This is a genomic window from Actinoplanes sp. CA-131856, assembly GCF_050956135.1.
Taxonomy (GTDB): Bacteria; Actinomycetota; Actinomycetes; order Mycobacteriales; family Micromonosporaceae; genus Actinoplanes.
The window spans coordinates 2030116-2050673 of record NZ_CP191849.1 but is presented as its reverse complement, the minus strand read 5'-3'; the positions used below and the strand labels follow the sequence as shown (position 1 = coordinate 2050673).

Here is a 20558-nt window from a genome sequence, read left to right as displayed (position 1 = left end):
TCGGGTCAGTTGCGGCCGCGGTGGGGCTGCTGTCTAGCTGAAGTTCAGTATCAGTCTCTGCAACACGAACCTCATGAGCACGAACAGGATAACCAGCAGCACGATGGAAGCCAGGTCCAAGCTCACGTTACCAATGCGCAGCGGTGGGATCACACGCCTCAACGCCTTGAGGGGCGGATCAGTGACGCTCCACACCGTTTCCAGTGCCGCCGACGCCCCACGACTGGGTTGCCACCGGCGCCCGTACTGAAGTACCGCACCCAGCACGAACCTGGCAAGCAGGACGAGAAAGAAGATATATACGAGCAAATACAAGATTTGGAACACGACCGAGAGCACGGTGCTCGAGTCCTCCCCCATTCGGGTTAAGCCGGGCGCCGAGGCTGCTAGCCCTGGCTGAAGAACCCGCCTTCAGCGATCTTGGCCTTGTCCTCCGCGGTGACCTGGACATTCGCCGGTGAGAGCAGGAACACCCGGTTCGTCACGCGCTCGATCGTACCGCGAAGACCGAAGGCCAGACCGGCCGCGAAGTCGACCAGCCGGCGGGCGTCACCTTCATCCATCTCAGTGAGATTGATGATGACCGGAACACCGTCCCGGAAGTGCTCTCCGATGGTGCGGGCCTCACGGTACGTAGTCGGGTGCAGGGTCGTGATCTGGTAGCGCTGCTCCTCCTCGACCGGCCGGGGCGCCGGCTGCGGCGGCGCCTGGTGCACAGTCTGCGGAGCGAGGGCCAGATTTTCCCGCGTCGAGTAGCTCAGCGCCGAATCACCGGAAGAGGACCCCGATCGGGTGATGGAGCGGACGCTCGCGCGCTCGGTGCGCTCGACCGGCTCGTCCTCGACGTCGGTGTGGGAGAGGCGACGGCCGGCGCGCTCGGTGCGAGCCCGGGGCACCGCGCGCTCCTCCTCGAACTCCTCGTCGTCCTCGTCGATGTCGTTCTCGTAGCGGCTGCCGGAGTAGCGGCGGTCCCGCTGGTGGTACGAGTCCTCGCGGTACCCGTAGTCGCGGTCTTCGTCCTCCTCGACGAGGCCCAGCCAGACGCCCGCCTTACGAATGGCGCTCATGCCCTCACCCCATCCCGCATCCGAGCGTGACCCCGCTCGGCGCCGACCCGACCAGCCATGTGCCCCCACCTTCGTCCGCTGCGCGAAACGCACCCCCTGCGCTTTCGCTGTCCCCCCTCGCACCCCAGGCCCGGTCCGAAAGGGACCGCACGCTGCGGCGACGCCGCGTCGTCGGACGCGCCGGCCACCTTCGCGAGTGGCGCCGCGTTAAACAACACCTATGTAGTTTGCTGCCCGCCGCAAGGCTACCGCAGCGGGTTTCGCATTCCGAGCAAAGAAGTGCCGATCCGGACGTGTGTCGCGCCGTGCCGGACCGCCGCCTCCAGGTCGCCGCTCATACCCGCGGAGATCATCTTTGAATCCGGGTGTGACGCGATCAGACGGTCCGAGATCGACTTGAGCTGCTCGAACGCGCGGTCGGGGGCCCAGTCCGTCGGCGCCACCGCCATCACGCCACCCAGCCGCAGCGACGACGCCGAGGCGATGGAGTCGGATACACGCCAGATGTCGTCGCCGGCCGCGCCCCCACGCGCCGGATCGCCGTCGATGCTCACCTGCACCAGCGCCTCGAGGGGATCATCGCGCAGCGAAGAGGCCGCGCGGGCCAGAGCGTCGGCCAGCCGTACCGAGTCGACCGACTGGACAACGTCGGCATAGGACGCCACCGAACGCGCCTTGTTGCGCTGGAGCTGCCCGATGAAGTGCCATCGCGGCGTCGCCCCGGCCGCGGCGACGGAGGCGGCCTTTCCCGCGGCCTCCTGGTCGCGGTTCTCCCCCACGTCGGTGACGCCGAGCCCGGCGAGCAACACCACGTCACTCGCCGGGTACGTCTTGGTCACCGCCACCAAGTGCACGGCATCCTCCGGCCGTCCGGCCGCCGTGCAGGCGCGGGCGATCCGCCCGCGCACCTCATCCAGGGCCGCCGACAGCTCGGCCCGCCGATCAGTCACCGCCGTCAGGAGCCGTTCTTCAGGAAGTCCGGCACGTCGACGTCGTCGAAGAGCACCCGGCGCGGGGTCGGGGTCGTCGTGGCCGGCGGCGGCGTGCTGACCGCGGGCGCGGCCGGGGCCGGCGTCTGTGCCGGCGGGGCGGCCGGCTGCTGGATCACCTTGCGGGCCGGCTCGGACGGCTTGTACGAGGGTGTGCCCCCGTCGAAGCCGGCCGCGATGACCGTGACCCGCACCTCGTCGCCGAGCGCGTCGTCGATGACCGCGCCGAAGATGATGTTCGCGTCCGGGTGGGCCGCGTCGGTGACCAGCTGGGCGGCGTCGTTGATCTCGAACAGGCCGAGGTCGGAGCCGCCGGCGATGGAGAGCAGCACCCCACGGGCGCCGTCCATGCTCTGCTCCAGCAGCGGGCTGGAGATGGCCCGCTCGGCCGCCTCGACGGCGCGGTTGTCGCCGCGGGCGCTGCCGATGCCCATGAGGGCGCTGCCGGCGTTGCTCATGACGCTCTTGACATCGGCAAAGTCCAGGTTGATCAGACCGGGCGTGGTGATCAGGTCGGTGATGCCCTGCACACCGGAGAGCAGCACCTGGTCGGCCTGGCGGAACGCGTCCATCATGCTGATGCCGCGGTCGCCGAGCGCGAGCAGCCGGTCGTTCGGGATCACGATGAGCGTGTCGCACTGGTTGCGCAGCTCGTCGATGCCGGCCTCGGCCTGCACCTGGCGGCGCTTGCCCTCGAACGAGAACGGCCGGGTGACCACGCCGATGGTGAGCGCGCCGAGCTTGCGGGCGATGTTGGCCACGACGGGCGCGCCGCCGGTTCCGGTGCCGCCGCCCTCGCCGCACGTCACGAAGACCATGTCGGCGCCCTTGAGCACCTCTTCGATCTCGTCGCGGTGGTCCTCGGCGGCGTTCTTGCCGACCTCGGGCTGGGCGCCGGCGCCGAGGCCGCGGGTGAGCTCCCGGCCGACGTCGAGCTTGACGTCGGCGTCGCTCATCAGCAGCGCCTGCGCGTCGGTGTTGATCGCGATGAACTCGACGCCCTTGAGCCCGACCTCGATCATGCGGTTCACGGCGTTCACGCCGCCGCCACCGATACCGACGACCTTGATGACCGCCAGGTAGTTGTGGGGAGGTGTCATGGGCTCTCAGCCTTCCCTTCCAGGGTTAGTGGATGCCGTTAGGCCCCGGCGCGGTCCGGCCAGACCACGCGTCGGCATCCGCTGCCGTACAAGGGAGGGCGAGGAAACCCTCACCCTCTACTAGAGGCTTAGGGTTATGTCAACCACTCAGCCTCTGGTGGCAACGTATGCGGCATTGCGATGTCAACCAAAGACCCGGCGCGGCGTGTCGGCGTCCGCTTACGTGGCGAACATCCGACGGACCAGTAACCTCGACCAAAACGCGTCGTTTGTCCGCTTATGGCAGATATTAGCGGATCGTCACGACCGACGGCGCGCTGACGTCGATCTCGCTGCCCTTGCGCTTCAGCAGCGCGGTGGCCACCTGGCTCTTGGTGTCGCTCTGGGTGTCGTCGCCCCAGACCACCGTGCGGTCCTTCTTCAGCTCCAGCTTGATCTGCGCCGGCTTCGGCACCGCCACCGCGACCAGCTGCTCGCGCAGCTCCTCGCTGAGCGCCCCGAGCACGGTCAGCGCCGACCTGGTGTTCACGTCCTGCGGGCCCGGCGACGGCGTGCGCACCAACGGCAGCCCGGACGGCGCCTGCTGGACCGTGCGATAGGGCACGCCCTCGCGGTCGATCAGCGAGAACTGGCCGGCCGCGGGCACGGCGGCCACCGGCGTACGCTCCACCACCTCGACCACCAGGGTGGACGGCCAACTGCGCCGCACCACGACCCGGTCGACGGCCGGCAGCGTGCGCACCTTGGCCCGCACCGCGCCAAGGTCGACGCGGGCCAGCGGCTCGTTCTGCGGCACCGAGGCCGCCTGCTCGATCTGCAGCGGGGTGAGGAACTGGGTGCCGACCACCTTCACGTCCCGCACGCCGAGCAGCGACGTGCCGTAGACGACCCAGGACACGATGCCGGCCAGGGCGAGCACGCCCGCGGCGATCGCCCACGGCAGGACGGCACGCAGCTTGCGCTTGCGGGCGCGGGCCATGAAACGGCGGGCCGAGGCGGGCACCGCGTCGGTGTCCGCCCGCACGAGCCGCCAGTTGCGCCCGCCCCCGCTCACCGGCGGACTACCGCTCTTCCAGCGCGTTGCCCGTGGACTGCGACGGCGCCGGCTGCAGGTCGGCCTCGGCCAGCGCCGAGAGCAGCTCGTCGCCCATCAGCGAGATCGGCGGCGCGCCCATGGTCACCACCACGTCGCCCGGTCGGCTACGCCGCACCACCTCGGCCGGCACGTCCTCCCAGTCGGGCACGAAGACCTTCTGGTCGGCCGGCAGGTCGACGGCCGCGGTCAGCGACACGCCGCCCTCGCCCGGCCCGCGCACCTCGCCCGGTCCGAAGACCTCCATGACGATCGCCTGGTCGGCCAGGCTCAGACCCTCGGCCAGCTCGGCCTCGAGGTCGCGGGTGCGATAGACGCGGTACGGCTGGAAGACCACCAGGAGGCGGCCGTCGCCGGCCACCTCGCGCAGCGTCCGCAGCGCGGCCTTGACCGAGGTCGGGTGGTACGCGTACTCGTCGTACACACGCACACCGGCGGCGATCCCCTTGCGCTCGAAGCGGCGGCGCACACCCGGGAAGGAGGCCAGCGCCTCGACGGTCTTGTCGAGGGGCAGGCCCAGGCGCAGCGCGGTCAGCACGGCGGCGGCGCTGTTGAGGCCCATGTGCTTGCCGGGCAGCGCCAGCCTGATCTCGCCGAGCGGCTTGCCGTCGAGCTCGGCCTGATAGCGGACGCCGCTGACGGTGGAGACGACGTCGGAGATGCGGAGATCGGCCGACGGGCTCTCGCCGTACGTGTAAACGGTCTTGCCCTTGGCCTTGAGCGCCGCGATGAGTTCTTGCGTGCCCTCGTCGTCGGCGCACGTGACCACGAAGCCCTCGGGGTCGGCGAGCTCGGCGAACTGGAGGAAGCCGGCCTTGAGGCCCTCGAGGTCGCCCCAGTTGTTGAGGTGGTCGCCCTCGATGTTGGTGATGATCGCGACGTGCGGGCGGTAGATCAGGAACGACTTGTCGCTCTCGTCGGCCTCGGCCACGAAGTGCGGGCCGGTGCCGTGGTGGCCGTTCGAGCCGGCCTCGGAGATCTCCCCGCCGATCACGAACGACGGGTCCTGCCCGGCGTGCTGGAGGATCACCGTCATGATCGAGGTGGTGGTCGTCTTGCCGTGCGTGCCGGCCACGGCGATCGTCTGCCGGTTCGTCATCGCGGCCGCCAGCGCCTCGGACCGGTGCAGCACGCGCAGCCCGCGGCGGCGCGCCTCGACCAGCTCCAGGTGGTCGGCCGGGATGGCCGTGGAGTAGACGACCGTGTCGACACCGTCGAGGTTCGACTCGACGTGCGCCATGTGCACCGTGCCGCCCAGCGCGCGCAGCCCGGCCAGCGCCGGCCACTCGCGCAGCTCACTGCCCGAGACCGGGACACCCCGGGTGAGCAGCAACCGGGCCAGGCCCGCCATGCCGACCCCGCCGATCCCGATGAGGTGCACACTGCCGAGGTCCTCGGCGGTCAACTCGCCGGCCGGCCTCAGCTCCGCCGTGTTCACAGTCCTGCTCCCTTGATCGCGTCAGTCATCGGGCCTTGGCCACCGCTTCCAGAACGAACTCGAGCAGCGCTTCGTCACCGTCGCGGCGACCGTACCGGGAAGCGGCCATGCTCATCGCAGCGAGGCGCTGCCTGTCCCGCGCCAGCGGGATGATGTTCTGCTCGATCCACTCGGGGGTGAGTTCCGAGTTGTCCACCAGGACGCCGCCGCCGGCCTCGACGACCGGCAGCGCGTTGCGCTTCTGCTCCTGGTTGCTGTGCGGGTACGGCACGTAGACCGCGGGCACGCCGAGCGCGGTGGTCTCGGCCACCGTGATCGCGCCGCCGCGGCAGAGCATGAGGTCGGCCGCCGCGTATCCCAGCTGCATGTCCGACAGATAGGGCAGCACCCGGTAGGGCACGGGCAGGTCGGTGGGCACGTCGAACGGGTCGTTGCGCCCGCCCTGGACATGCAGGACCTGGATGCCCGAGTGGGCCAGACGCTTAGCCGCGGCGGCGACGGCCAGATTGATCGTACGGGCGCCGGACGACCCGCCCGAGACGAAGAGCACGGGCAGGTCGGGACGCAGGCCGAACTGGTAGAGGGCCTGCGGGCGCAGCGCCGCCCGGTCGAGGTGCGAGAGGGCCGTGCGCAGCGGGACGCCGACCACCCGGGCGTCGCGCAGCGACTCGGCCAGCTGCGGCTGCTGCGGGAAGCCGACGGCGATGTTCTTGGTGAACTTCATGCCCATCCGGTTGGCCACACCCGGCGGCACGTTCACCTCGTGGATCACGATCGGCACCTCGCGGCGCCATGCGGCCAGATAGGCCGGCACCGAGACGTACCCGCCGAAGCCCACGACGACGTCGGCCTGTACCTCTTCGAGGATCTTGGCGGCCGCCTGCGAGGACTTGTACATGCGGTCGGGGGTGCGCAGCAGGTTCATGTTGATCGACCGCGGCAGCTGGAACGCCGGGATGACCCGCAGGTCGTATCCGGCCGGCGGGATCAGGTCGTTCTCCATGCCCTTGGGGCTGCCCAGCGTGGTGATCCGCACGTCGGGGAAGTGCCGTCGCAGGGCGTCGGCGAAGGCGAGCAGCGGATAGATGTGACCGCCGGTGCCTCCTCCGGCGAGCACTACCGACCGCAGCGTTGCCATCACCGTCTCCTTCCAGCTCCCGCACTCTCAGCAGGCCGCCGTTGCGGGGGGACGGGCGGCAGCGGGGCCCAGAGTAGCCGTACCCACCGAGCGGGCGGACGGGCGTTCAGGGCACGTGACGCGTCCGGCTCGGCGCGGGCGAACGAGGCCAGGATGCCGACCGCCGCCATGGTGACGACCAGGGCGCTGCCACCAGCGGAGATGAACGGCAGCGGAAGGCCGGTGATGGGCAGCATGCCGGTCACGCCGCCGATGTTGATCACGGCCTGGGCCACCAGCCAGGTGGTGATCGCGGTGGCGGCCAGCCGGCGGAACGGGTCCTGCGAGCGCCGGGCGATCCGGAAGCCGGTGTAGGCCAGCACCGAGAACAGGGCCAGGATGATCGCGCAGCCGACCACACCGAGCTCCTCGGCCACGACGGCGAAGATGAAGTCGTTCTCCGCCTCGGGCAGCCAGTTCCACTTCAGCGCGCCCTTGCCCAGCCCGACACCGAACCAGCCGCCCTCGAAGATCGCCGAGCGGGCCTGGATGAGCTGGTAGCAGGGACCGTCGAGGTCGCACTGGTCGAGCGGCTGGAGGAAGTTGGTGAGACGGGCCAGCCGGTAGTTCTCGGCGCCCTTCTCACCGGAGCCGGCGCCGCCGGACGCGGCCGCGATGAGCAGGCTGATGCCGGCCAGGCCGAGCACGCCGAGCGCGGCGAAGATCCGCAGCCGGACGCCGGCCGCCCAGAGGAGGCCGACGGTCAGCGCCAGCAGCACCAGCATGGTGCCCAGGTCGTTGTAGCCGACCAGCACGAAGAGCAGGCCGATGACCGGGAACAGCGGGCGGGACAGCTCACGCCAGTGCCCGAGGGCCGGGCCCTTGCGGGCGATCACGTCGGCGCCCCACAGCACCATGCCGAGCTTGGCGAACTCGGCCGGCTGAAGGCCGATCGGGCCGAAGTAGAGCCAGAGCAGGTCGGCGCGGACCGGGCCGAGGCCCTGCTTCGGGCCGATGACGTGCAGCGACTTCAGCGCGTTGATCAGGTCGAGCAGGGCCAGCAGGGCGATGGCCACGGCCAGGACGTACTTGCCGAGGTCGCGCAGGGTGCCGGCCGGCAGCCGCTGGCACACCCAGAACGCGACCAGGCCGAGCAGGGCGAAGACGGCCTGGCTGCTGATCGCGCTGAAGGCATTGCCGTTCTTGGCGTACGCCTCGACGCTGGTGGCCGAGAAGACCATGGTCAGGCCGATCAGCAGCAGCAGGCCCGAGCTCGACAGCAGCAGATAGTACGAGGAGAGGGGACGCGCCAGCAGCCCGTGCACGGCGGGCAGCAGCTGCCGGCTCAAGGACGGGCGAGGCGCCTGTTGGGTACGGTCGTCCGCCATTTCCTCATCATGGTCGCGGCGACACGCGAGAGCCTGTCACGACCCTGGCGTGTCGCCCATGAGATTCGGATTTGAAGGAGGCTCAGCCCATGACGGCGAGGAAGTCCGAATAGAACAGGCCCAGGCCGATCGCGACGCAGATGCCCGCGATGATCCAGAACCGGACGACGATGTTGACCTCGCTCCAGCCCGCCAACTCGAAATGGTGATGCAGCGGGGACATGCGGAACACGCGCTTGCCGGTCGTCTTGAACGAGACGATCTGGATGATCAGCGACATCGTGATGATCACGAACAGGCCGCCGATGATGACCGACAGCAGCGTGGTCCGGGTGGCCACGGCCAGGCCGCCGATCAGGCCGCCCAGGCCGAGCGCGCCCGCGTCGCCCATGAAGATCCGGGCCGGCGACGTGTTCCACCACAGGAAGCCCACGCAGGCGGCGGCCGCCGCGGCCGCGATCATCGCGATCTCCAGCGGATCGCGCACGTTGTAGCAGTAGTCGTTGACCCGGGCGTAGTCCGAGTCGCCGCACCAGTGCCGGTACTGCCAGAAGCCGATCAGGGCGTACGCACCCAGCACCAGGATCGAGGCGCCGGTGGCCAGGCCGTCCAGGCCGTCGGTGAGGTTCACGCCGTTCGACATGGCCATGATGACGAAGACGAAGACCAGCACCGAGCCGACCTTGCCGACGTCGAGCCAGCTGATGTCACGGATGAACGAGATGTGCTCGCTGGCCACCGTCTCGCCGTTGGTGCTCGGCACGTAGAGCGCCACGACCGCGAACGCGGTGCCGACGATCAGCTGGCCGAGCAGCTTGCCCTTGGCGCTGAGGCCGTCGGAGTTGCGCCGGCGCACCTTCAGCAGGTCGTCCAGGAAGCCGACCACGCCGCAGAAGACGAACAGCCCGAGCAGGACCAGGGCGGTCATGGTCGGGCTCTCCTGGGCGATCTGCCGCTCCGGGAGGGTGGTCAGGGCGACGTGCCCGGCCGCGTAGGCGATGACCGTGGCGATGATGAAGGCCACGCCGCCCATCGTGGGCGTGCCCTTCTTGCCGGCGTTGCTGGCCAGCCCGAGGCCGCCGCGGATCGGCTGGCCCGCCTTCATCGCCGTGAAGACGCGGATGGCGATCGGCGTGCCGAACAGCGAGATGATGAAGGCGACCGCGGCCGCGACGATTACTGCCCTCACCGGGTCTCCTCCTCGGGACGCAGCGAGTCCACCACGTCCCACGTGCGGTACCGGGAGCCCTTGACGAGGACGACGTCGCCGTCCCGCAGGTCACCCTTCAGGATCTCGATGGCCGCGGCCTGGTCGGCGGCGAGGATCCCCTCGCCCGTCCAGCCCTCGGCCGCGTGCGCGCCGTCCACGATCGGGCCCGCCTCGTCGGCGACCGCGATCAGCCGGTCCACGCCGAGCTGGGCCGCGACCCGGCCCACCTCTTCGTGCCCGGACCGCTCGTGCGGGCCGAGCTCGGCCATATATCCGAGCACGGCGATGGTCCGCTTGCCCTCGCCCATCGCGGCCAGCGCCTGGAGCGCGGCCGTGGTCGAGGAGGGATTGGCGTTGTACGAGTCGTCGATCACCGTGACGCCGTCGGCGCGAGTGAAGACGTCCATCCGGCGTCCGGAGACGATCCCCACCTCGCCGAGCGCCTCGGCCGCGTCCTCGACGCTCATCCCGAGCGAGAGGGCCACCGCCGCCGCCGAGAGCGTGTTCGCCACCTGGTGGCGACCCGCCACACTCAGCGCCACCCTGCCCGATGCGTCGCCATAATGCAGGACATAAGAGGCTCGGCCGTACGAATCGACGCGCACCTCGGTCGCCCGGACCTCCGCCTCAGGCGACTCGCCGGTCAGCAACACCCGGGCCGAGGTCCGCGGCGCCATCCCGGCCACCAGCGGGTCGTCGGCGTTCAGGACCGCCACGCCCTCGGCCGGAAGCGCCTCGACCAGCTCACCCTTGGCCCGGGCGGTCCCCTCGACCGACCCGAACTCACCGAGGTGGGCCGCGCCGATGTTGAGCACCACGCCGACCGAGGGGCGGGCGATGTCCGTCAGATACCGGATGTGCCCGATGCCTCGCGCGCCCATCTCCAGCACCAGGAAGCGCGTCCCGGTGGTCGCCTGCAACACCGTGTACGGAAAACCGAGCTCGTTGTTGAGCGACCCGGCCGGTGCGATCGTCGGCCCGAGGCGCGACAGCAGCTGCCCGATGTAGTCCTTGGTCGTCGTCTTCCCGGACGACCCGGTCAGCCCGACGATGGTCAGCTTGTCGAGTTTACTCACGACGGCCGTGGCCAGAGCCGCGAGCGCGGCCAGCGGCTCGGCCACCACCACGCCCGGCTGGCCCGTGTCGCGCGTGCTGAGCACGGCGGCGGCCCCGGCCTCGACGGTCGCGGCCGCGAACTTGTGCCCGTCGACCTTCTCGCCCTCGAAGGCGACGAAGAGGCCGCCCGGGCCGACCTTGCGGGAGTCGTACTCCACTCCCCCGGTGACCTCGAGCTCCGGCGCCGCGTTGACCACGCGTCCACCGGTGCGCTCGGCGATCTCCGCCAGCGTCATCCGGATCACGAGCCGCTCCCGGCGGCGGCGGTCAGCGCCGCGCCCAGCTCGATCCGGTCGTCGAACGGCAGCATCTCGCCGTTCACCTCCTGGCCACGCTCGTGTCCCTTGCCCAGCAGCGCGATCACGTCGCCCGGGGCGGCCAGCCGCACCGCCTCGTCGATCGCGTCGCGCCGTCCGGCCACTTCGATGATCTTCGCAGGCGTCCCGGCCTGCTCGGCCCCCGCCCGCACGGCGGCGCGCACGGCGGCGGGGTCCTCGGTCCGGGGGTTGTCGTCGGTGATGATCACCAGGTCGCTGCCGCGGGCCGCCGCCGCGCCCATCAGCGGGCGCTTGCCGCGGTCGCGGTCGCCACCGGCGCCGATCAGGCAAATCACCCGGCCGCCGCGACCGGCGGCCAGCTCGCGCAGCGCGGCCAGGGCGGCCACGATCGCGTCCGGCTTGTGCGCGTAGTCGACCACGCCGAGGACCTCGCCCGGCGCGTCCACGCGCTCCAGGCGGCCCGGCACGCCCGCGCAGGCGGCGATGCCGCGCGCGGCCACGGCCGGGTCGACGCCCGCGGCCACGAGGGCGGCCAGGGCCAGCAGCGCGTTGGCCACGTTGTGCCGGCCGGGCAGGGCCACGCCGGCCTCCACCCGCACGCCGCCAGGGCCGTTGGCCACGAAGCGCTGGCCGAACGCCGAGGGCCGGATGTCGGTGGCCCACCACGAGGCGGTGGTGTCGCCGTCGGCCGAGTAGCTGATCGTCTCCGGCTTGAACAGAGGCGCCAGCGGCGCGTCGTCCTTGTTGAGGACCTCGAAACGGCAGCGGCCGTCGAACAGCTTCGCCTTGGCCGCGAAGTAGTCCTCGGCGTCGCGGTGGAAGTCGAGGTGGTCGAGGCCGAAGTTGGTGTAGCCGCCGACGGTGTAGCGGACGCCGTTGACCCGGCCGACGGCCAGCGCGTGGCTGGACACCTCCATCACCACGGCGGTGACGTCGCGCTCCCGGCCGGCGGCGAGGATGGCGTGCACGTCGGTCGCCTCGGGCGTGGTGCGCACGCTCTGCACGACCAGGTCGCCCAGTCGCGTCTCGACCGTGCCGATCATGCCGGTGACCAGGCCGGCGGCCCGCAGGCCGGACTCGACCAGATAGGCCGTGGAGGTCTTGCCGGCGGTGCCGGTGATCCCGATCACGGTGAGGTGGGCCGAGGGGTCGCCGTAGATCGCCGAGGCGGCCGCGCCGAGCACCGCCCGAGGATCGCCGGTGACCAGCACCGGCAGGCCGGTGGCCGAGGCCTGCGGGGCGCCGGCGGGGTCGGTCAGGATGGCGGCGGCGCCGGCCGAGGCGACGGAGGCGGAGAACTCCGCGCCGTGCCGGTTCGCGCCGGGAAGGGCCGCGTAGAGGTCGCCGGGGCGGACCTCGCGGCTGTCGTGGGTGATCCCGGTGACCTCGGCGTCGTCGCCGGTCAGCGTGGCCGCGATCAGCGGGGCCAGGCTCGACAACCGGTGCGGCGCCACGGAAAGGGGACGGGGAATGCCGGGCACGGCGTCAGACCCTACCCCGTGCCCACCGCTCGGCGAAAAACGCCATACCGCCGTACAAGGGCCTCATGGCTTGATCTTGAGTTTCGGCGCCGGCTCGGTCGACGGCGGCACCTTGTTGTGCATCAGCGCGAACGACATCATCTTGGAGAACGCGGGCGCCGCCACGTCACCGCCGGTGCCGACCGGCACGTCGGCCGAGACCGCGATGACGAACTTCGGGTCCTCGGCCGGGGCCATGCCGATGAACGACCCGTAGTTGGCGCTCGTGTACTGACCGTCGATCAGCCGCTTGCCGGTGCCGGTCTTGCCCGACACGCGATATCCGGCCACCGCCGCCTTCTTGCCGGTGGCGCCGTCGTTGTCGACCACGGCCTCCATCATGGTGCGCAGCTCGGAGGCGACCTCGGGGTCGAGCACCTTGTGCGTCTGCGGCTTCGCGCCCTGGGTGACCTTGCCGTCCTTGCCGGAGATCATCGACTTGATGAGGTGCGGCTGGATGTACGTCCCGTCGTTGGCGATCGCGTTGTAGCCGGCCGCCATCTGCACCAGGGTGGCGTCGACGCTCATGCCGATCGGCACCGAGCCCGACGCCGAGCCGCTCCACTCGTCCGGGGTGAGCAGCTTGCCCTCGGCCTCGCCGGGCATGCCCTCCTCGGTCGACTTGCCCAGCCCGAACTTCTGCTGGTACTCGTACACCCGCTGCTTGCCGAGCCGGTCGGCGATGAGGATCGTGCCCACGTTCGACGAATAGGCGAGCAGCCCCGCCATCGTCATCTTGGTGCCCTTCTCCTGCCGGTGGGTGTCGTTGAACGGGAAGCCGCCCCGCTCCAGGCCCGGTCCGATGGCTAGCACCGAGTCCGGCGTGATCAGCCCCTCCTGCAGGGCCGCGCCGAAGATGAACGCCTTGTGCACCGAGCCGGGGTCGGCCACGATGCTGCTCGGCACGTCCTCACGCTCGGTCGGCGAGTAGTCGCCCGGCTTGGCCGCGTTGTAGGTGGGGCAGCTGGCCTGGGCCAGCACCTCGCCCGTCTTGACCTCCATCACCACGGCCCCGGCCATATAGGCCTTCGACTTGGTGGCCTGCTCGCAGAGGATCCGCTGCACCTCGTACTGGAGCTCGTCGTCGATCGTCAGTTGCAGCGAGGTGCCCGGCTGCGGCTCGGTGTACTTCTCGTAGCCGCTCGGGATCGGCTTGTTCAGGTCGCCCTTGCCGATCTCGAAGACCCGCTCGCCGTCGGTGCCGCGCAGCAGCGAGTCGTAGCGGGCCTCGAGGCCCTCCAGGCCGGAGTTGTCGGCGCCGGTGAAGCCGATCAGGTTGGCCGCGAGGTCGGCGTTCGGCACGTCGCGCCGCTCGTCCTCCTTGACCACGATGCCGGGCAGCTCCAGGGCGGCGATCTTGTCACCGATGGAGATGTCGACACCCTGCGCCAGATATTCGAACCGGGACTGACCGCCACCGGGCCGCGTGTGCGGCTTCATCAGCGGCACGAGCTTCGAGACGGGCACGCTGATCAGCGGGGAGAGGGTGGCGGCGGTCTTCTCGGGATTCTCCACGAGCTCCGGGTCGGCGCCGATGTACCGGGCCTCGACGCTGTGCGCGAGCACGGTGCCGTCCCGGTCGATGATGCTGCCCCGGGGCGCCGGGAGGCGTACCTCGGCCAGCCGGTCCTCACGCAGGGCGATGAGCCGCTTGGCGTCGGAGGGCGACGAGGCCACCTGGAGGATGACCAGCCGTACGCCGATCATCACGAAGAGCGAGAGGGCGACGACGGCGCCGATCCGCAGCCGCCGCGTGCTGTTGGCCAGCTTGGGCGGTTCGGGCGCGACCGCGCGGACGGCGCGGTCGACCCGCGGTCCACTCACGATGCGTCGTGGTCCGTCTGCTTTTCCCGTACGAGGTGACGACCGCTCCGACCGCAGAGGTGACCCCGGCCGGGCTCCTCGCGTGGTGCGGGCGCCCCCGGCAACCGTGCGGCGCGGCTTGGCGCCGGCCCGGGTACGCCGGTTGTCCAGCTCGTCCTCGGCGAACTCGTCGTCGTCGAAGGCGGCTCCCCGGAGCCCCGCTTTGCCGCCGATCCGGCCGTCGCGGAGGCGCGTGGTGCCCTTGCCCGCGGTCTTGCGGCCCTCACCGTCGCCCGCGGCGCCCCTGGCGCTTCGGCGGCTGTCAGCCGGATTCTTGGCGCCCGCGCGGGCCTCGGCACCCTTGCGGCCGTCTTTACTGCCGTCGGCGCCTTTACGGCTGGCCGTGGCTCCCTTGCGGCCCCGGCCGGCGGGCTGGTCCGGAATGTCGGGGGCGTCCGCGTCCGCGGTCTCCGCCACCTCGTCCGGCTCGGGCCGGCCGCCGCGCCGGGGGCGACCGCCGTCGAGCACCTGGAGCGCGGGCCGGAAGGGATCGGAGTTGCGGCCGGCGCGCGGCGACCGGGTGCGCTGGTCGCGCTCGGCCATGGTCCGGCCGCGTGGCGTGTAGGCCCGCGCGTCCCCGATGCCGCCGAAGCCGCGGCTCTTCCCTCCGGTGTCCTCCCCCTCGTCGGGAAGGTCACGAGACGTGCCGCGCCGGGGCTGAGCGCCCCGGCGCGGTGGAGTGTCGTCAGCCCTCGGCGACATGCGGCCTACTGCCCGTTGCCCGCGGCCTGGCCGCTACCGGCCTGCCCGTTCGTGGTCTGGCCGTTCGTGGTCTGGCCGTTCGTGGCCTGCCCGTTGGCGGTGCCGCCGGTGGTGGTGTCGGTCTTGGCGGGCTGCTCGGTGACCGACTTCTTGCCCTCGGCCGGCATCGGAACACCGATCTGCTTGCCGTCGGGGAGCCGCAGCACCGCGATGTTGTCCGCCTTGACCAGGCCCAGCCGACGGGCCGCCGCGTCCAGGTTGCCCACGCTGGACACCTGGATCAGCTGGTTGTCGAGGTCCTGCCGCTGGTTGTCGAGTGCGGTGTTCTGCTTCTCCAGATCAGCGATCTTGAACGAGTTCTCGTTCGTCTTGGTGTTGATCAGAAGAATCCCGAGCACCCCGACGATGACCAGCCCGACGACCCCGGCCGCGAACGGCGCCCGCGGCCCCCGCCGCACAGGCGCCGGCGCCACCGACAGCCGCGGCCCGGCCCCGGCCTCGGCCCGCCCGCCACCGTCCGGCGCGACCTCGAGCTGCAACGCGGCCGTGCCCGCGACCGGAGCCTCGGCACCCGGCAGCCCACTCAGCCGCCGGTCGCCACCCTGGCCGCCCCGCGTGGCCTTGGCCGAGCCCTTCTCGAGCTTGGCCGCGATCGGCTTGACCTTGTCGTCCAGGTCAGCGTCCCGCCGAGCCCGGACATCCTCGGTGATCCGCCGAACCCGCTCACTCTCGACATCCCGCCGGCCCCGAACATCCTCGACCTCGCCACCCCGGCGACCCCGAACATCCTCGACCTCGGCGCCGCGACGACCCCGAAGGTCACCGGCCTCGGCGCCGCGGCGAGCCCGAACGCCCTCGGTGTCGCGGCGCTTGGGCGCGCCGTCCGAGTCACGGCGGGCGCGAAGCTCTCCCGTGTCCCGGCGAACGCGGCCTTCTCCGCCGTCCCGGCGAGCACGCACGTCCTCGGTGTCCCGGCGCTTGCGCGCGCCGTCAGTGTCGCGGGCCCGAAGCTCGCTGGTGTCCCGGCGCGCCCGAAGCTCGCCCCCCTCGCGAACGCGGATCTCCTCGCTGTCGCGACGGGCGCCGACGGCGTCGCGGCGCGCCCGGAGCTCGCCCCCCTCGCGAACGCGGATCTCCTCACTGTCGCGACGGGCGCGGGCGCCCTCGGTGTCGCGGCGGGTGCGGATCTCCTCGCTGTTGCGGGTGCGGCCGCGGGGCGTGGCGGTGTCGCGGCCCCCACCGCGCACCTCCTCGCCGTCCCGGCGGCGGGTGCTCGCGGCGCGGGCGTCGCGGGCGATCCCTGACCGGCGCGTGTCGGCACCCTCGGTGGTACGGACCTCGTCCGTGAAGTGCCGTGCCCCCCGGCCGGCACTGCTCCGGGTGTCCGCATCGCGGCCCGTGCCCTGGTCGCGCCGGCCGCCGGCCTGGCGCTGCTGATCCGCGGCCCGGCCCCCCGACCGCGGCGCGTGGGTGCGCTCGCTCATGCTTTCCCCTCCCCCTCTTCGCGTTCCCCCGGGCGTAACCGCCCTCGTCCCCCGTGCGTTGTAGACAGTCGGGGCCGTTCGCGGGCGGCCCCGGGAGCCTGGTCGTGCTGGTCGAGGCGCTCCACTGCGCGCAGCTTCACGGAAGCTGCCCGCGGGTTCGCCTCTACCTCCTCGTCGCTGGGCGGCTCCGACCCCTTTGTCAGCAGCCGCAGTGTCGGTCCGGTTCCGGGCAGCTCGACCGGCAGGTCGACCGGCCCGGTGCTGCGCGTCCTCGCGGTGAGGGCGCGCTTGACGATCCGGTCCTCCAAAGATTGGTAGCTCATCACCACAAGGCGCCCTTTCGGGGCCAACGCGTCCAAAGCGGCCGGGACCGCGGACTCGAGCGTGGCGAGTTCGCCATTTACCTCGATGCGTAACGCTTGAAACGTTCTTTTCGAAGGATTTCCGCCGGTTCGCCGAGCTGCTGCCGGAATAGCCGCTTTGACCAGCTCCGATAGCTTCGCAGTCGAGGTGATCCGGGCCTTCTGCCGCTCGCGGACGATCGACGAGACGACGCGTGTGGCGAACTTCTCCTCGCCGTACGTCCGCAGGATCCGCACCAGCTCACCGGGCTCGTACTCGTTCACGACCTCTTCGGCCGTGATGCCCGTGGTCTGGTCCATGCGCATGTCGAGCGGGGCGTCCTGCGCGTAGGCGAAACCCCGGTCGGCCTCGTCGAGCTGCAACGAGGAGACGCCCAGGTCGAACAGTCCGCTGTGGATCCGGGGAATGCTCAGCTCGTCGAGCACTCGAGGCAACTCGTCGTAGACGGCGTGCACCAGGTGGACGCGCTCGGTGCCGAAGCGGGCCAGCCGCTTGCGCGAGTGGGCCAGCGCCTCGGTGTCCCGGTCGAGTCCGATGAGGACCACGTCCGGATGGCGCTCCAGCACCGCCTCGGCATGACCGCCCAGGCCGAGCGTGAAGTCGACGTGCACCGCGCCGGGCAGCTGAAGGGCCGGGGCGAGCAGCTCGAGACACCGCTCGAGCAGCACCGGCACATGCGTGCCGCGAAGCTCCCCCATGTCGACCCCCATCGCAACCCCGACTGACCACCGCTACGTCGCCTGCGAAGGCGTACCCCCGCAATTTGCCTTGCCGCCCGCCGCCGGCTCCGGTCCCGCGCGTGACCCCCCTGGCCCACGCCCCACCGGATCCTCACCGGACCTCATGCCAACCCACAGACGACGCCGTAGCGATGTCGCCGTGCCGCGGCAGGTGCCCGAACGTCTTTCCGTACCGCCAGATCCCCATCCGCTCGTGCCCGTTGCCATCGGGCGCGCCCAAGCCCGGACACGCGCCTGGCGCCGGGGAAGAGGCGCCAGGTGCGGGAGCGGCTGGAGATCTCGCAGTACGGCAGCAGCGACGCCCGGGCCTCTGTCTCGCCGACCCAGCCGAAAGCCACGCCTCACAGTCCGACGGGCAGCACCCCCTCCTCGATGTCGGCGAACTCGTCTTCGCTCGCCGCGAGGTAGTCGTCCCACGACTGCTTGTCCCAGATCTCCACCCGGGTGCTCGCCCCGATCACCACGAGCTCGCGGTCGAGTGCCGCGTACTCCCTCAAGTGGGCCGGGATCGTGACCCGCCCCTGCTTGTCGGGAACCTCGTCGTGCGCGCTGGCGAAGAACACCCGGCTGTAGGCCCGAGCCGCCTTGTTCGTGACCGGGGCCTCGCGGAGCTGACCCGCGATGCGCTGGAACTCCGGCATCGGGAACACGTAAAGACAGCGCTCCTGCCCCTTGGTGATCACGACACCTCCCGCCAGCTCGTCGCGGAACTTCGCCGGGAGGATCAGCCGCCCCTTGTCGTCGAGGCGCGGGGTGTGAGTGCCGAGAAACATCGGCTCCAACCCCCTGCCCCTGGCGGTTCGCGGTCCGCCTGTCAACTCGGGCCGGCAGGCCCTCCGGAATCAGCTCCCTTTTGGCCTTGCCACTGCGCTCCACTCTACTCCACTTCCCTCCACCCGCAAGCCGAATGAGCGCGCTCGCGAAGCTTGTTCGCACAAGAAACCCCAGCTCAAAGGCATGCACGCAGAGTGGAGGGCCACCGCATGATCAACCCCGTCCGGTTTCCGACATCCTCACCGCACCCCGGTCAAGAACCGTGACAAACACGCCCAAACCTCCCAGGCGGACACGTTGTCAACCCCCTCCGGGGAGGAAAGTGGAGGACCGCGAACATGACCCGCTGTCAACCCCGACTCCCATTCATTCATCCGCCCGCATGCCCATACATGAGCCCGAAACGACCGGCCCGCCACAAATAGCCCCACCGCGCGCGAGGAGGCGCCGCCCCGAGGGAAGGGCCGGCCCGGGAGAAAGGGCGGCGCGGGTCCGGGGGGACGGGCAGCGAGAGGAAGCCCGGCGCGGGCTCGCGCGGAAGAGAGGCGCGGCGCGGGGCCGGGCGGCGCGGAGCGAAGAGGCGCGGCGCGGGGCCGGGCGGCGCGGAGCGAAGGGGCGCGGCTCGCGCGAGAGTAGAGGCGCGGCGCGGAGGCCGGGCGGCACGGAGCGAAGGGGCGCGGCTCGCTGCGAGAGTAGAGGTGCGGCGCGGACTCGCGCGGAAAGCGGCGCGGCGCGGACTCGCGCGGAAAGCGGCGCGGCGCGGAGGCCGGGCGACGCGGAGCGAAGGGGTGGCGCAGAGTCGCGCGAAGAGCAAGGGGCCGCGCGAAGAAGAAGGCCACTCGTAGTAGGAGCGCTGAGGGAAGAAGGACGGCGCAGGACAGCGGCGCGGAGCGAGATGGCCGGCGCCGGGCGGGCGCGGGTGGTTTCACCGCGCGGGCACAGGGTCTGCATGGGGGCGGCCCAGGCGGGCCGGGTTTCATTTCAGGTGCGCGGCCGATGGGGAGCGACTTCGGACCGCGGAGCGGGGTTGCGTGAGGGAACGCACCGGCCGGAACCCGGGGCGGAGGGCGCCAGGACAGACAGAGGCCGCGAGAGAAACGACAGTGGGGCGCGACCGAACCGGTCGCGCCCCACTGAGTGAGCTGTCGTGAACCGTCAGACGAGGCGGCGCACCACGTAGTTCGTGCTGAACATCTTGCGCTTCGAGACTCGGGCACCGGTGTGCGGCGAGTCGTACATGTAGCCGTTGCCGGCGTAGATCGCCGCGTGGTAGCCGTACGAGCCGTTCCGGAAGATGATCAGGTCACCCGCCTTCTTGGCGCTCTTCGACACCGAGCGGCCCACGCCCTGCTGCGAGTTGGCCTTGTGGGCCAGGTTCTTGCCCGCGGCCTTCTTGTAGACGTACTTGGTGAAGCCCGAGCAGTCGAAGCGGCTCGGACCCGAAGCGCCGAACAGGTACAGCGCGCCGGTGTGCTTCTGGGCCTCGGCGAGAACCTTGGCGCCGCTGGCCACCACCTTCACCGAGAGGCGGCCGCCCACCTGCGGGGCGAACTGCGAGGTGCCCAGGTAGACCATGCGCAGCGAGCCGCTGACCTTGGGCTGGCCGTACAGGGCGACGGCACCGTTCTTGTTCACCTTGCCGGAGGCCCAGTTCTGCCACTTGCCGTTGCGCAGCGCCTGGAGGCGTACGTATCCGGAAGTGACGGCCTTGCCGTTTGTGGGGTTGAGGTAGCGGGCGGTCACCTTGACCTTGGCTCCCCACGCGAGCGTCCGGGTGCTGACGCTGGTGCGGACCGTGGGCTTGACCTTCGCCGCGGCCTTCGCGGTGGCGACCTGCGCCACGACGGGGGCGGGGGTGGCGGCGTGCGCGGCCGGCGTGGAGACCAGCTGGCCGGCACAGAGGCAGAGACCCAGAGACAGCGCGATCTTGCCGGCACCGGCGGACACGCGGCGGCCCCGGCTCGAACGTTGTTCGTGCACGGTAGAGATATCCCTCCGGCACGCCTGCGAGGTTAGCTGTCGGGTTCGGGCGGGAAGGCTTGCCCGGCCGCTGGGAGGCGGCTTCACCCCAAGGTCTCTCCGTGATCGCCACCGGAGCGGGTGGCGCGGTCAGACCGCTAGTGGGTCCCCCGTCCCTGCCCCCGTATGCCTTTGTGGTCGTACATGGTGCTCGTGGTCGCGCCACCTGGCCCGGGGCAGGGCTCGGCGTGAACCGGGCGGCGCAAGCTTCCAGCGGGTTGCTGTCGGCCCAACCTTGGTACCTGAGATTTGGCTGGAGCGGCGGAACCGGTTCAGTCACCCAGAGTAGTTGACACA

The 20558-nt window shown here is 71.1% G+C and carries 16 protein-coding genes and 1 riboswitch; all 16 genes read right to left on the bottom strand.

Annotated elements, in window-relative coordinates; all coding sequences use genetic code 11:
• Nucleotides 1-33: 33 nt before the first annotated feature.
• Complete coding sequence (locus ACQP2X_RS09860) at nt 34-339, bottom strand: YggT family protein (RefSeq protein WP_097322621.1); 306 nt, start codon at nt 337-339, stop codon at nt 34-36.
• Nucleotides 340-386: 47 nt separating this feature from the next.
• A complete protein-coding gene (locus tag ACQP2X_RS09855; RefSeq protein ID WP_498695914.1) occupies nt 387-1067 on the bottom strand; it encodes a cell division protein SepF in 681 nt (226 codons plus the stop codon).
• A 245-nt stretch (nt 1068-1312) separates the two neighbouring features.
• Nucleotides 1313-2026, bottom strand: coding sequence for a YggS family pyridoxal phosphate-dependent enzyme (locus ACQP2X_RS09850; protein WP_498700886.1), 714 nt, complete (start codon nt 2024-2026; stop codon nt 1313-1315).
• Nucleotides 2023-3156: a cell division protein FtsZ gene (ftsZ, locus tag ACQP2X_RS09845; RefSeq protein WP_498695913.1), complete on the bottom strand. Its 1134-nt coding sequence runs from the start codon at nt 3154-3156 to the stop codon at nt 2023-2025. Before ftsZ ends, ACQP2X_RS09850 begins: the two co-directional genes overlap by 4 nt.
• Before the next feature lie 289 nt (nt 3157-3445).
• Nucleotides 3446-4210, bottom strand: coding sequence for a cell division protein FtsQ/DivIB (locus ACQP2X_RS09840; RefSeq protein WP_498695911.1), 765 nt, complete (start codon nt 4208-4210; stop codon nt 3446-3448).
• A gap of 7 nt (nt 4211-4217) precedes the next feature.
• Nucleotides 4218-5687: a UDP-N-acetylmuramate--L-alanine ligase gene (murC, locus tag ACQP2X_RS09835; protein WP_498695910.1), complete on the bottom strand. Its 1470-nt coding sequence runs from the start codon at nt 5685-5687 to the stop codon at nt 4218-4220.
• Between the two features lie 25 nt (nt 5688-5712).
• Nucleotides 5713-6825, bottom strand: coding sequence for an undecaprenyldiphospho-muramoylpentapeptide beta-N-acetylglucosaminyltransferase (murG, locus tag ACQP2X_RS09830; RefSeq protein WP_498695909.1), 1113 nt, complete (start codon nt 6823-6825; stop codon nt 5713-5715).
• Nucleotides 6825-8192 carry an FtsW/RodA/SpoVE family cell cycle protein gene (locus ACQP2X_RS09825; protein ID WP_498695907.1) on the bottom strand — a complete coding sequence of 456 codons (1368 nt, stop codon included), beginning with the start codon at nt 8190-8192 and terminating at the stop codon, nt 6825-6827. The genes murG and ACQP2X_RS09825 overlap by 1 nt, the downstream gene beginning before the upstream one ends.
• Nucleotides 8193-8274: 82 nt before the next feature.
• Nucleotides 8275-9381 carry a phospho-N-acetylmuramoyl-pentapeptide-transferase gene (gene mraY, locus ACQP2X_RS09820; protein ID WP_498695905.1) on the bottom strand — a complete coding sequence of 369 codons (1107 nt, stop codon included), beginning with the start codon at nt 9379-9381 and terminating at the stop codon, nt 8275-8277.
• The gene (locus tag ACQP2X_RS09815) at nt 9378-10763 is read right to left on the bottom strand and encodes a UDP-N-acetylmuramoyl-tripeptide--D-alanyl-D-alanine ligase (RefSeq protein WP_498695903.1); all 1386 of its coding nucleotides are present in this window, start codon (nt 10761-10763) and stop codon (nt 9378-9380) included. The genes mraY and ACQP2X_RS09815 overlap by 4 nt, the downstream gene beginning before the upstream one ends.
• Nucleotides 10760-12277, bottom strand: coding sequence for a UDP-N-acetylmuramoyl-L-alanyl-D-glutamate--2,6-diaminopimelate ligase (locus ACQP2X_RS09810; protein WP_498695902.1), 1518 nt, complete (start codon nt 12275-12277; stop codon nt 10760-10762). Before ACQP2X_RS09810 ends, ACQP2X_RS09815 begins: the two co-directional genes overlap by 4 nt.
• Before the next feature lie 63 nt (nt 12278-12340).
• Nucleotides 12341-14881 carry a peptidoglycan D,D-transpeptidase FtsI family protein gene (locus ACQP2X_RS09805; RefSeq protein ID WP_498695900.1) on the bottom strand — a complete coding sequence of 847 codons (2541 nt, stop codon included), beginning with the start codon at nt 14879-14881 and terminating at the stop codon, nt 12341-12343.
• A 5-nt stretch (nt 14882-14886) separates the two neighbouring features.
• The gene (gene ftsL / locus ACQP2X_RS09800; RefSeq protein WP_498695899.1) at nt 14887-16365 is read right to left on the bottom strand and encodes a cell division protein FtsL; all 1479 of its coding nucleotides are present in this window, start codon (nt 16363-16365) and stop codon (nt 14887-14889) included.
• On the bottom strand, nt 16362-17438 hold the full coding sequence (rsmH, locus tag ACQP2X_RS09795; RefSeq protein WP_498695898.1) for a 16S rRNA (cytosine(1402)-N(4))-methyltransferase RsmH: 1077 nt from the start codon (nt 17436-17438) through the stop codon (nt 16362-16364). Before rsmH ends, ftsL begins: the two co-directional genes overlap by 4 nt.
• Before the next feature lie 371 nt (nt 17439-17809).
• Nucleotides 17810-18241, bottom strand: a complete 432-nt coding sequence (gene mraZ / locus ACQP2X_RS09790) for a division/cell wall cluster transcriptional repressor MraZ (RefSeq protein WP_097322560.1) — start codon at nt 18239-18241, stop codon at nt 17810-17812.
• Nucleotides 18242-19397: 1156 nt separating this feature from the next.
• Entirely contained in the window at nt 19398-20222 is an 825-nt protein-coding gene (locus tag ACQP2X_RS09785) for a C40 family peptidase (RefSeq protein WP_498695897.1), read from the bottom strand.
• A 6-nt stretch (nt 20223-20228) separates the two neighbouring features.
• Nucleotides 20229-20408: riboswitch (cyclic di-AMP (ydaO/yuaA leader) on the bottom strand.
• Nucleotides 20409-20558: the final 150 nt, after the last annotated feature.

Bases quoted from the DNA above. Each gene is read 5' to 3' on its own strand.
- ftsL (WP_498695899.1), bottom strand. From the start codon at position 16,365: ATGAGCGAGCGCACCCACGCGCCGCGGTCGGGGGGCCGGGCCGCGGAT.
- ACQP2X_RS09855 (WP_498695914.1), bottom strand. From the start codon at position 1,067: ATGAGCGCCATTCGTAAGGCGGGCGTCTGGCTGGGCCTCGTCGAGGAG.
- ACQP2X_RS09825 (WP_498695907.1), bottom strand. From the start codon at position 8,192: ATGGCGGACGACCGTACCCAACAGGCGCCTCGCCCGTCCTTGAGCCGG.
- ftsZ (WP_498695913.1), bottom strand. From the start codon at position 3,156: ATGACACCTCCCCACAACTACCTGGCGGTCATCAAGGTCGTCGGTATC.
- rsmH (WP_498695898.1), bottom strand. From the start codon at position 17,438: ATGGGGGTCGACATGGGGGAGCTTCGCGGCACGCATGTGCCGGTGCTG.
- mraZ (WP_097322560.1), bottom strand. From the start codon at position 18,241: ATGTTTCTCGGCACTCACACCCCGCGCCTCGACGACAAGGGGCGGCTG.
- murG (WP_498695909.1), bottom strand. From the start codon at position 6,825: ATGGCAACGCTGCGGTCGGTAGTGCTCGCCGGAGGAGGCACCGGCGGT.
- ACQP2X_RS09805 (WP_498695900.1), bottom strand. From the start codon at position 14,881: ATGTCGCCGAGGGCTGACGACACTCCACCGCGCCGGGGCGCTCAGCCC.